The organism is Amycolatopsis sp. NPDC114504 (genome assembly GCF_055633595.1).
The window spans coordinates 570,962-582,715 of record NZ_JBVKDU010000004.1 but is presented as its reverse complement, the minus strand read 5'-3'; the positions used below and the strand labels follow the sequence as shown (position 1 = coordinate 582,715).

Annotated in this window: 6 protein-coding genes; all 6 read right to left on the bottom strand. The window is 73.3% G+C overall.

Annotation, left to right across the window (positions count from 1 at the left end):
• Window positions 1-68: 68 nt before the first annotated feature.
• The 6 genes from ACZ7PG_RS32360 to ACZ7PG_RS32335 all read right to left on the bottom strand — a co-directional run bounded on the left by ACZ7PG_RS32360 (window position 69) and on the right by ACZ7PG_RS32335 (window position 11,741).
• On the bottom strand, window positions 69-1,886 hold the full coding sequence (locus ACZ7PG_RS32360; RefSeq protein WP_470242927.1) for an arabinofuranosidase catalytic domain-containing protein: 1,818 nt from the start codon (window positions 1,884-1,886) through the stop codon (window positions 69-71).
• A 235-nt stretch (window positions 1,887-2,121) separates the two neighbouring features.
• A complete protein-coding gene (locus tag ACZ7PG_RS32355; RefSeq protein WP_470242926.1) occupies window positions 2,122-4,092 on the bottom strand; it encodes an AfsR/SARP family transcriptional regulator in 1,971 nt (656 codons plus the stop codon).
• Window positions 4,093-4,191: 99 nt separating this feature from the next.
• The gene (locus tag ACZ7PG_RS32350; RefSeq protein WP_470242925.1) at window positions 4,192-7,533 is read right to left on the bottom strand and encodes an eCIS core domain-containing protein; all 3,342 of its coding nucleotides are present in this window, start codon (window positions 7,531-7,533) and stop codon (window positions 4,192-4,194) included.
• A gap of 30 nt (window positions 7,534-7,563) precedes the next feature.
• Entirely contained in the window at window positions 7,564-9,825 is a 2,262-nt protein-coding gene (locus ACZ7PG_RS32345; RefSeq protein WP_470242924.1) for a hypothetical protein, read from the bottom strand.
• Window positions 9,826-9,854: 29 nt separating this feature from the next.
• A complete protein-coding gene (locus ACZ7PG_RS32340) occupies window positions 9,855-10,064 on the bottom strand; it encodes a hypothetical protein (protein ID WP_470242923.1) in 210 nt (69 codons plus the stop codon).
• 15 nt (window positions 10,065-10,079) lie between these two features.
• Window positions 10,080-11,741: a phage tail protein gene (locus ACZ7PG_RS32335; protein WP_470242922.1), complete on the bottom strand. Its 1,662-nt coding sequence runs from the start codon at window positions 11,739-11,741 to the stop codon at window positions 10,080-10,082.
• Window positions 11,742-11,754: the final 13 nt, after the last annotated feature.

Below are 11,754 nucleotides of genomic sequence, written 5' to 3'. Positions count from 1 at the left end.
GGGTGGCTGGGTGTTGCGGGAATAGGAAACCCTCCCCCCCCCCTTCCCCCCCCCCCACGACCGCTCGGTCAGAGCAGCGTGAACTTCTGGGCCGCCGAGGAGTTGCAGTCCCAGATCTGCAGCCGCGTCCCGTTGCCCGTCGCCCCGTTCGGGGAGTCCAGGCAGCGACCGGACTGCGGGTTGCGCAGCGAGCCGTCGGCCTGCTGCGTCCAGCCCTGGCCGCCGACGCCGTTGCAGTCCCACAGCTCGACCTGGGCGCCGTTCGCCGTGCCGTTGCCGACGACGTCGAGGCACCGGCCCAACGTCCGCAGCGCGCCGCCGGACAGGTGGAACCAGTGCTGGTCCACCGCGAACGACTGGCAGTCCCACAGCTGCACGGCGGTCCCGTTCACGCCGTGGTCGTCGCCGGCCACGTCGACGCACTTGCCGCCGGGACCGGTGATCGGGCCGCCGCCGGTGACGGAGAACTTCTGCGCCGCCGAGGCGTTGCAGTCCCAGATCTGCAGGCGCGTGCCGTTGGCGGTGGCGCCGTTCGGGGCGTCGACGCAGCGGCCGGACTGCGGGTTGCGCAGCGAACCGTCGGCCTGCTGCACCCACTTCTGGCCGCCGACCCCGTTGCAGTCCCACAGTTCCAGCAGCGCGCCGCCCGCCGTGCCGTTGCCGACGACGTCGAGGCAGCGGCCCAAAGTGGACAGTGACGAGTCCGCGTTGTGCGCCCAGTGCTGATCGGAGGCGTTCGCCTGGCAGTCCCACAGCTGCACGGCGGTGCCGTTGCCGCCGGTGTCGTCGCCGGCGACGTCGAGGCACTTGCCGCCCGGGCCGGAAACCGTTGCCGCGTAGGGCGGAGTTCCGGTGGAGCCGGTGTACCCGACCGAGACCACGTTGGCCTGGACGGCGTCGTCCGCGGCGTCGGTCGGGTAGCCCGCGGTCATCACGCCTTCGAAGAACGAGCCGATGGACGCGTTGCTGTTGTCGCCGCCGGTGCCGAGCACTATCGAGCCCTCCTGGTGCATCGGCGTGTAGCCGCCCGAGGGCAGCGCGCCGTTGTACCAGGTCGTCAGGCCGCCGCTCTGCGAGTTGCCGCCCTTGAGCGCGAAGGTCGTCTGGCCGTTGTTCTTCAGCAGCGCGGTGACGAACGGGGTCGCGTTGCCGCGGTTGGCGGTGTTGGAGCGGTTCCCTTGGAACAGCCCGTTTTCGAGGTCGCCCGCCACCCACGGGCCGATCCCGGTGCACGGCGGGAAGTAGCACGTGGTGCCGAGGTTGACGGCGTCCATGTGGCCGTTGCCGGTGTCGGCGATCTGCGCTTCGACGTTGCCGTAGTCGAAGCAGCAGCCGCCGTTGACGTGCGTGCCGCTGGCGACCATGTACATGCCCTCGGGCTGGCCGTTGACCGCGACACCGGCGCCGACGTAGTGCCGGTACCCGGTGCCGGGGGAGACGTAGACGCCGTAGACCTTGTGCCCGCCCGCGGTGACCGGCAGCGCGGACGCGATCGCGGCGACGTCCTGCCCGCCCGCGGTGCCCGGGCCTTCGACGGTGAGGTCGTTGTGGCGCGGGGACTGGTCGTAGATCACCGTGATGGTGCACGTCGTCCCGGCGCAGAAGGAGTCCTGCGCGGCGGCGTTGGCGTACCCGCCGGTGGCGAGCAGGCCGATGTTCGTTTCGGCGCGGTCGGAAGCGCGCTGCACGCGGTAGAGGTTGCCGGCGTAGGCCGCATAGAGGGCGCGCGTGGTGCTGTGCGCGGCGACGCACTGGGTACCGGCGGCGCCGTAGAGGTCGCAGGGCAGGGAACCGGCGGCCTGCGAGGGGCTGCTCAGGCCGAGCATCGCCGCGAGGACGAGCAGTGCCGTGGTGAGGGTGGCGAGGGGTTTTCGACCGCGGGGCACGGGAACCTCACTCTCGAAGTCGCAGATCAGCGACCTGCGCGGATTTTTACAACGTTGTATTTCCGGGAGAGAAGAGAAGCTCGGTGAGTTCGGTGGGATGGGGGGAGGGTAGGTCCGGTTTCTCGATCGTGTCAACAGTTCACGACGTGCCGATGGTCCAGTCCACTGGGTTTCCGGCGGCGTGCACCCGGACGGCCTACCCGGTGAGGATCCGTTCCGTGGCAGGCACTCTCACTCAAGACCGGAATTCCCGGGCAAATCCGGCTATCGGCATGGCCGGCGTGTTCAGCGTGTTCGGTGGGAACGTGACGGCCGCCGCCGGGCCGAGGCTGATCGGCGGGCGCTCGTCGCCGGGGTGGGTGGCGGGCCGGGAGGAGTCGAGTGCCCGGCGCAGCGCCGCCCGCCGCTCGGACTCGGGTTCGTCGGCCAGCGCGGCGGTGTGGGCGTGGCGCCGGACCAGGGCGTGGAACCGGTAGCGGCCCGCGGCGGACTGGCGCAGCAGGTGGTCGTCGACGAGGTGTTCCAGCAGCCGTTCGGCCTCCGCGACCGGGACGGCGGCGAGCGCCGCGGCGGCCGGCGCGTCGAAGTCCGGGCCCGGGTGCAGCCCCAGGAGCCGGAACAGGCGCCGCGCCGGGGGAGCCAGCCGGTCGTAGGACGGCGCGAGGGACGCGGCCACGCCGCAGCCGTCCGCCTCGAGCTCCGCCAGGGGCCAGCCGAGCCCGCGCAGCCGCTCGGCCAGGTACCGCACCGGCCATGACGGCCGGGCGCGCAGGCGGGCCGCCGCCAGCCGGATCGCCAGGGGCAGGTACCCGCACCGGTCGACGACGTCGCGCACGGCGGCGGTGTCGGCGGCGCGGTCGTCGCCGAGGACGCCGGCGAACAACGCGGCGGCGGCCGCTTCCGGCAGCACGTCCAGCGAGACGCCGAGCGCGGAGTCCAGGCCGACCAGCCGCCGCCTGCTGGTGACCAGCACCAGGGTCCGCGCGGTCCCGGGCAGGAGCGGGCGGACCTGCGCGAGGTCGGCGGCGTCGTCCAGCACCACCAGCACGGACCGGGTGGCCAGCTCCGCCCGCCAGAGCGCGGCCCGGGCGTCGAGGTCGGCCGGGATCCGGGCGGCGGGGACGCCCAGCGCCCGCAGAAGCGTGTCCAGCGCGGCCGACGGCGTCGTCGGCGCCCGGCCGGGGGTGTGCCCGTGCAGGTCGAGGAACAGCTGGGCGTCGCGGTAGTCGCCGGCGAGCAGGTGCGCGGCGTGCACGGCCAGCGCCGTCTTCCCCACGCCGGCCATCCCGTCGATCGCCGGGACGACTACGGCGGCCGGCGGACCGGCGGGGGCGGCCAGTAACCGGGCGAGCTCGGTCTCGCGCCCGGTGAAACCGGCGACGTCACCGGGAAGATCGTTGCGCGCCGGGACCGGTGCGGCGGTGACGGCGGGCGGGACGCCGAGCAGCCGCGCGTCGTTGTTCAGGAGCCGGCGGTGGATTTCCGTCAGCTGCGCCGAGGGATCCAGGCCGAACCGCCCGACGAGCACCGCCCGGGCGTGCCCGAACACCTCCACCGCGTCGACCTGCCGGCCCGCCCGGTACAGGGCGATCATCAGCTGGCCCCACAACCGGTCGTGGCCCGGGTGCCGTTCGGTCAGCGCGATCAGCTCGTCGAGCAGCGCGGAGCTCGCACCGGTGGCGAGCTCGGCGTCGATCCGGTCTTCGGTGGCGGCGAGGCGCATCGCGGCAAGCCGGCCCGCTTCCGAGTGCAGCAGCGGGACGTCACCGAACTCGGCGTAGGCGTCGCCGCGCCAGAGCTCGAGCGCCGAAGTCAGCCGGGTGACGGCGTCCGCGTGCCGGGACGCGGTGAGCGCGTCCCGTCCGGTCACGACGAGACGTTCGAAATTCGCGGCGTCGAGCGCGTCCGGCGCCGGCCGGAAGGTGTAGCCGACCTGGTGGGTGACGATGAGCTGCCCGGCCGTGGCCAGCGAACGCCGCAGCCGCGAGACGTAGGTCCGCACGGTCTGCGCGGCATCCGGCGGGGCATCGGTGCCCCACAGCGCGTCGACCAGCGCGCCCACCGGCATCACCCGGCCGGCGTTCGCGGTCAGCAACGCCAGCAGGGTCCGGATCCGCGGCCCGCCGAGCTCGAGCCGCCGCTCGTCCACCCACACTTCGAACGGGCCGAGGACCCGGAACGGCGGCGCCGGTCTTCGCGTGACCACTCCCCGACTTTCGCTCACGCGGACAAGAGCGCGAAGGGGGTTCGCCGGATACCTCCCCTTCGGGTCGTGGGGTGCGCGCGAACGGGCGTACCCGCGGTGTCAGTAGGCGAAGCGGGCGGGCCCGGTCAGCGGGGGCGGGATCGGGAAGCGGGTGGCCATCGCCCGTCCGGTGGACGTCGGGGCGAAGCGGAGTGCGCCCGCCGTCACCACCGGGTGCTCGGCCGAACTGCTGACCACGATCGAATACGTCGCCACCTCCTCGACCCGGTCGCCGGTCTGGCGCAGGACGCTGTAGTCGATCGTGGCCAGCCGCAGGGTGTCCGGGTGCGGCTGCGTCCGGGTCACCACCCGGAACGACTCGCCCGGCTGGGCCCCCGCGGTGATGTCCCGCAGGTAGGTCTCGATGCCCTGGTTCTGCAACGTCTGGTTGACGTACTCCGGCGCGTAGTAGATGGCGTACGGGCTCTCGAACCCGGTTCCCTGGCCGGACGTGTGGGCGCGCTCGTACTTCGGCCCGGCCGGCAGGTTGCCGTGCGCGCCCGTGGCGTACTTCGCGTTCTCCGTCCCGGCCCGCCCCAGCGACCCGCCGAGGGTGGACTCGTGCCGGATGGGGCCGCCGACGGCGTCCCGCCAGACGCGGCTGCCGTCGGGGAACTCCAGTACCACCGGGGGACCGGGGACCACCGACGCGACGTTCTCGAAGTAGTTCGCGGCGGTCCGGTCCAAGGAAACTTCGACGATCCGCCCGTTGCGCGGAGCCACGCTGACCGTGTCGATCGACCGCAGCCGCTCCAGCCGCGCGGTGAGCGCGTCCACGCGGGCGGCGTCGGCCGGGTTCAGCCTCGGCGTGGCCGCCAGGCGCCGCTCCAGGTCGGCCAGCTCGCGATCGAGCGTCGGCCGCCGCCGCAGGACCGTCTGGTAGGCGGCCCGGGCGTCACCGGCGGCCGCGGCCTTGGCCGCCGCCGGACCGTACTCGGCGATGAGCCGGGCTTCCCGGATCGTCTGCAGCTCCGCGGTCAGGGCGCCGACCTCGGCCTTGCCCGCCGCGTCGAGCGCGCCGGCCCGGGCCTTGGCCTCCGCCGCGGCCATCCGGCTCCTCAGCGCGGAGTTCCCGGCCAGCTCGGTGGCGAAGCGCTCCCGCAGCCACATGCATTCGCTGCACACCACCAGCGCGCCGGACTTGGTCACCTTGACGTCGTGGCCCGCGACGCCCGCGATCCGCTCCGCCGCGCTCGCCTCGCGGCCGATCGCCTCGGTCACCTCGGCGACCGCCTTGACCTCCGCCTCGCCCGCCGCGCCGAGCAGCCGGAGCGCTTCCGGGCGCTTGCGCAGGACGGCGAGCCGGTCGAGCAGCCGCTTGCCGAGCCCCGGGCCGAGCTTGTCGGCCCGGGTGGCGAGCGCGGCCGCGTCGGCCTCCTTGCCGAGCAGCGCCGTCTTGGCCAGCGGACCCAGCTCCCGGAACGCGCTCACGGCCGCCTTGGCGTCGAGGATGGCGAACGCGACGTCCAGCGCGACCCAAGCCAGGGAAGGATCTTCGGCGGCGATCGCGTAGGCCCGCTTGTTCAGGTCCGTCGAGGCCAGCGCGGACTGGTACCGGTAGTTCTCCACGCTGCGGGCGGCCTGATAGCCGGACAGGGCCGCCGTCCCGACCAGGCTCGTGCCGCCGGTCGGGATCAGCAGCGCCAGCTGGGCGACGAGCAGGAACGAGCTCTTCAGCGCCTCTTCGAACTGGAGCTCGTCGAGCTTCTCCTTGATGATCCCGTCGGCCATGATGTTGCCGTCGGTGCCGAGCACGGCCTTGGTGAGCCCGATGATCTCCGGCAGCGCCCACAGCAGTTCGGGGTCGCCGTCGACCTTCACCCGGACCTGGGCGATGCTGCGCTCCCGTTTCTCCATGACGTCTTCGAGGCCCGCGGCCGTGCCGCGCGACCGGCCGATGCTGCGCACGGTGCCGCGCCGGTCCCCGGTCGCGAGGTTCTCCAGCTCGTACGTCGCGGCGGCGCCGGCGTCGTCCAGGACCGCGCCCAGCGCGGGGTGCCGGGAAGCGGCGGAGATCCGGGCTTCGTCGTAGGTCTTCTCGATCTCGGCCGCCTGCTTGCCCAGCTGGTCGTACCGGGCCCGGTGCTGCTCGGGCAGCCGGGTCGTGCCCGCTTTCGCGTTGGTGATCTCCAGCAGCGCGTGCTGTTCCCCGCGGAGCCGGTCGACGCGGCGGCGGATGACGAGCAGGTCCTGCGCCGCACCCACCACCGCGCGGAACGAGACGGTGTCCTCGGCCGTCACCTCGGCGGGACGCGCCGGGTCCGTCCGGAGCCCGTAGCGCACGCGTTGCGTCCGGATCCGGAGCTCGCTCTCCCGCAGCAGGTGCTCGAGGGACCGGCGCAGCGAGGCCTGGAACGACACGCGGAACGCCTTCGCCTCGGCCAGCACCCCCGGGTAGACCTGGTCCACCACGGCGACGGCCCGGGCACCGATTTCGCCGCGGACGGCGTCATCGGCCATGTCCCGCTGCGCGTCCATCGGATTGCGCGGCCGCAGGCCACCGAACGCGCGGGCGTGCGCGGAGAACGGCAGGGCGATCTGGGTGCGGGTGCCGTGCAGCACGCCGTACCACAGCTCGAGGCCCTTGATCCCGAACCGCCGCACCAGGAGCTTCAGCTCCCGGCGGGCGTAGGCGGGGTCGGTCGTCATCTCGACGCCCTGGAAGAAGTAGGACTTCGAGCTCGGTTTCACCGGGCCCTTGTCCCGGTCGTGGAACGTGTCGGCCGGGGCGGGCTGCCGGTACACCCCGGGTTCGGCCCGGCTGACGACGTGCGCCAGTTCGTGGGCGATCAGCCGGCGCCCGGCCGTGGTGCCCGGCGCGTACTCCCCGGCACCGAAGGCGATGTCCGAGCCGACGGTGTAGGCCCGCGCGTCCAGCTCACGCGCCGAGTCCGCGGCCGCCGGCCCGGTGTGCACGCGGACCCCGCCCAGCGACATCCCGAACCGGGGTTCGAACCAGGCGCGGGTGACTGCGTCCAGTGGCTGCCCGGCCTCGAACGCCGCCCGCAGCGGTGCCGCCACCGGTGCGACGTCTGCGCCGGGGACGGCCGACCGGTAGACCGTCTCGGGGGCGCCCGGGTGGTGCGTCCGCGGCGGGCCCACTTCGTCGTCCCGCATCCGGAGGACCTCGTCGGCCGCCCGGTCGGCGTCCCGTTCCGCCGGGTCGTTCGGGTGGCTGACCGGGAGTCCCGCGTAGGCGGCGGCTTCCCGCTGCTTCCCGGCCGAGCACTCGCACGGTTCCGGCCCGCACCGGTGCAGGACCCGCTGGGCCGCGCGGTTGCCGGCGAACCGCTGGACCAGCCCCAGCGGTGACAGCGGTGCCACCGCGCGGCCGGCACCGGCCGGCCGCGCGGTGCCCGGGACGGAACTCTTGGCTTCGGAGGCTTTCTCGGCCCGTTCCACCGGTCTTCCCCTTTCGCGTCCTTCGGCCGTTTACCCGGCCATGGCCTGCTTGCGCTCGGCCTGTGCCCGCAGCCGGGCGGTCTCCTGCTCGGCGTGGCGGCGGACGAAGTGCCGCGTGGCCAGGGGATGCGCCTGGCGCACCCGCTCGGTCTCGGCCCACTGCACGCCCGCCGTGACGTCCTTGCCGAACGCTTCCGGGTTCCGGTAGAAGCCGCGCTCCCGCTCGGGCTTGTCCTCCTCCGCGAAGAACTCGTGGGACGCCGCCCACGCGTCGTGCCGGACTCCGGTGACCTGCCAGGAGACCCGCTGCCCGGAGCCGCCCCCGGCGATCCCGAAGGCGTTGTCCCGCACCTCTTCGGAGACGTACACGTCCGATCGCCCGCCGACGCAGGTCAGCTGGTAGCGGAAGTCGCCGGCCAGCGCTTCCAGCCACTCCGGCAGCCGCACGGTGGCCTTGCCGTCCTCGTCGCACTCGACGTTGCCGCTGTACACCACGGCCCGCTCGCTCGACTCGACGCCGACGTGGTTGAGGTAGCGGTTCTCCGGGTCGAGCGGGTGGTCGATCACGAACTGCTTGGCGTTGGCCGACAGCGTCCCGGTGACCCGGACGTCGCCGTTGAACGAAGCGGCCTGGAAGGACGCGCCGAGCACCGACAGCCCGGTTTCGCCGCCCAGGATCTGCACGGTCGAGCCGGCATTGCTGTTGTTCAGCGCGCAGATCGCCACGCCGCTGTTGTTCGTGGCGGAGAACGCGTTGGTGTTCGCGACGTTCGAGGTCACGCTGAACGGCCCGCCCGACGACCCGCCGGTGCTCAGGCTGAGCTGGCCGGGAATGGTGACGGTGCCGGTGGTGCCGTTGATCCCCAGCCGGAGCTGCCACGCGGTCTTGGCGGTGGGCGTGGTGGTGTAGACCTGGAACCGGGAGTTCCCGCCGTTGTCGTCCATTTCCACCGTGACGCCGGGCCGGGTCTGGTCGGGGAAGACCCAGTCGGTGTTCGCGTCGTTGTGGAAAGCGTTGTAGGACAGGCTGCTCCAGCCCGCGGTGCCGCCGACGTACATCGAGTTCTGCCGGATCCCGCGGTTCGCGGTGACGTGCAGCGGATGCGTCGGCGTGGCGGTGCCCTGCCCGATCCGGCCGTTCACGGTGTCGACGACGACCGTCTCGACGCCGTCCGACCGCCGGGCCGCGATCGTGCTCGTGGTCAGCGCGAGCTTGCCGAGGGCACCGCCGTTCGCGGCCACCTCCAGCGGTGCGCCCACCCCGCCCGCCTGCACGCGCGTGCCGCCGGCGTTGGTGCCGAAGACGAACTGGTCGGAGCCGGACCACAGTCTCGCCGTGCCGCCCGCCGCGTACCACGACCAGCGTTCGCCCGCGGTCGGGTTCTCGACGAAGCTGCCGGTGGTCCGGCTGGCGAAGGAGAACCCGCCGCCGGAACCTCCACTGTGGACTTCGCTGCCCTCGACGTGCAGGGTGCGCCGCGGGGGCGTGCCGTGCAGGCCCACCCCGGCGTTGCCGCCGCTGGGCAGCAGGGCGAACGTTCCCGCCGGGTCGGCGCTCAGCACCGGCTGGCTGGTTCCGTTGGCCAGCAGCAGGTTCATCGCGACGCCGCCGCCGTCGGTGGCCTGCAGCTCACCGGCGGGCAGCTGGTCGACCGTCGCCGGCGGGCCGCCGTTGCTGCGCGCGCGACGCAGTTCCAGCCGCCCGGCCGGGATGCCGGCGACCCGCCGGTGGTCCGCGGTCAGCGCCGTGATCTGGTTCTGGTTGCTCAGCACGACGTGCGCGAGGACGACCTGGTCGCCGGTGTCGGGGACCTCGGCGACGGGCTGCAGGCGCAGCCACGGCGCGTGCAGGAGGGTGGGGGCGCTGCCGGGGGAGTTCGGGTCGATGACCTCCCGCCAGGTGAGCGTGAGGTAGCGGTCCCCGGTCAGCCCGGTGGCCGAGACGACGACGCCGTCCGCGGCCACCGGCACGGTCGGGACGTTGGCGACCTGGCCCGGGTCCACGTCGGGATCGGTGATGGCGAAGCCGTTCGCCGCCAGCGCGATCAGGTGGCCCGCCGAGTCCAGCGCGACCCCCGGCTGCACGGTCAGGCTCGTCGGGTCCGGCGCGGCCAGGACGGCCAGCCCCTGCGCCACGCCCCAGGCGTGCAGGGCCGAAGCGCCCACCTGGCCGTGGCGCATGACGTAGGACTCCATGTCGGTCAGGCTTTCGCCGTGCGACGTCGCGCCGGTGCGCACGGTGTTGGTGCTGACGTTCATGTATTCGGTGCGCACCAAAGGTAAACTGGTCATCTCGGTCTCCCCGTCGTCGGCATGGTCGGTCAGTGGGCTGCGGCGGTCTCGGGCTCGGCCGGCTGCCCGTTGGTGTTCGCGGTGCCGAGGAGCTCTTCGAGCACCTGCATCGCGCCGCTGATGCGCAGCAGGGTTTCCCGCAGCGCCGCCTGTTCCCGGTCGAGCTCCGCCAGCCGGCCCTGGCCGAGCTGGTGGTCCCGCGTCAGCTCGGTGAGCCGGGCCTGGAGTCGTTCACGCATCTCTCTCCCTCTCCTTCAGAACTCGGTGACCAGGTTCCACATGCCGTGCGCCGGTTTCCGCTGCTCGACGACGGTGCGGATGGTGCCGACCACCTGGCGCAGCACGGCCGAGCGCGCGTCCGGGTCGGCCGGCACGCGCGCCACGAGGAAGTGGATGACCACGTCGATCCGGCACGGCAGCAGCCGGGACCAGACGGGCACCACCCCGCCGGCCACCTCGGGCTGCCCGGGATCGCAGATGACGAGCCGGTCGCCGGAGGTGGCCAGCCCGGTCGGGTAGACGATGTTGCCCGGCTCCGTCACGGGCGTGACGGTGACCGGCGACGCCTGCAGGTCGACGGCGTACACCACGGCCGGGTCGGCGACGTTCAGCAGGAACGGGTCGACGTTCGGCGGCGAGAACGGCTTCAGGCCCGCGTCGAGCACGTGGAGCCGGCCGCCCGGCTGGACGAGCCCGGTGGGGGCGACCAGCGGGTTGGTCGCCGGCAGCAGCGCGGTCTCGGTCCAGGTCGTCCCGCTGCGCGTGATCCGGACCAGGTTGCCGGGCAGCTGCTCGGGCGTGGACGGCGCCTGGTTCCCGCCGTCGCCGACGATCAGCTTCCCGTCGCTCTGCACGAGCAGCGACAGCGGCTCGACGACGGTGGTGAGGTTCTTGCGCGTCACCGTCAGCGGGCTGGGCTTGACGGTGATGATCTTCGGCGGGTTGGTCGTCCCGGACCCGTCGCCGCGGTCCAGGATCAGCAGGTCGCCGTTCGTGTCCACGGCCATGGCCACCGGCGCGATCGTCGTGTTGCCGCCGGGCGCCACCGTGGTCACCTGGGCCGCCGTCTTCCCGAGGTAGGGCGCGGGCAGGGCGAACACCTTCCCGGACCGGTCCAAGATGTACAGGTTCTCCGGCAGCCCGTCCCCGGCCGGCCGGACGGCCAGCGCCACGACCGGCACCTGGATGACGTCGGAGCCGACGAGCGGCTGCGGCTTCGGCGGCGTGCCGGTCAGGTCGTAGCCCCCGGTGGCGCTGATCCGGAACACCCGGCTCTTCAACGGGACCCCGCTGGCGCTCGGCGCACCGATGTCGCCGACGAACAGGCCGCCGTCGGGTGCCGAGGTGACGCACTGCGGCCGGATCAGGCCGTCGCTGACGACAGCTCCGGTCGGCAGGCCGCCGGCGAGCACCGGGCCCTGGGTGACCAGGCCGGCGACCGGCGCCAGGCGCCCGCGCACGGGCTTGGTCACCAGCAGCCGCCGCCCGTCGTCCAGGACGACCCGCGGGTGGGTCTGGCCCACCGTGTAGAGGTCGAGGTAGCGGTTCAGGCCGCTGCGCAGCCCGCGCTGCCGCTCGATGCTCGCGATCTCGGCGGTCGCCTTGCGCTGCTGGTACTCGTCCCACAGCGGCTGCCGTTGCAGCGTCGGGAACTCCAGGCCGACCCAGGACGCCAGGTACGGCAGGAACTCCGCCGGGGTGCGCCACGGGTCGAACAGCTCGTGCTGGCGGGCGACCAGCTCGGTGATCGCCGGGTGGGCGTGGTCGCCGTGGCGGACCTCGACGTCGTCGTCGATCCCGGTGAGGACCTTCTCGAAGATCCGCAGGAAGGCGCCGAGGGAGAACCCGGGTGGTGCCGGGTCACCGGACCACAGCACCGGGGGCAGGTGCCGGAGGTAGCTGCTCAGCTCGGCCATCGGAAGGCTTCCT

What these genes read in the sequence shown, in the direction of transcription:
- ACZ7PG_RS32335 (WP_470242922.1), bottom strand. Translation starts at nt 11,741, where the DNA reads ATGGCCGAGCTGAGCAGCTACCTCCGGCACCTGCCCCCGGTGCTGTGG.
- ACZ7PG_RS32340 (WP_470242923.1), bottom strand. Translation starts at nt 10,064, where the DNA reads ATGCGTGAACGACTCCAGGCCCGGCTCACCGAGCTGACGCGGGACCAC.
- ACZ7PG_RS32345 (WP_470242924.1), bottom strand. Translation starts at nt 9,825, where the DNA reads ATGACCAGTTTACCTTTGGTGCGCACCGAATACATGAACGTCAGCACC.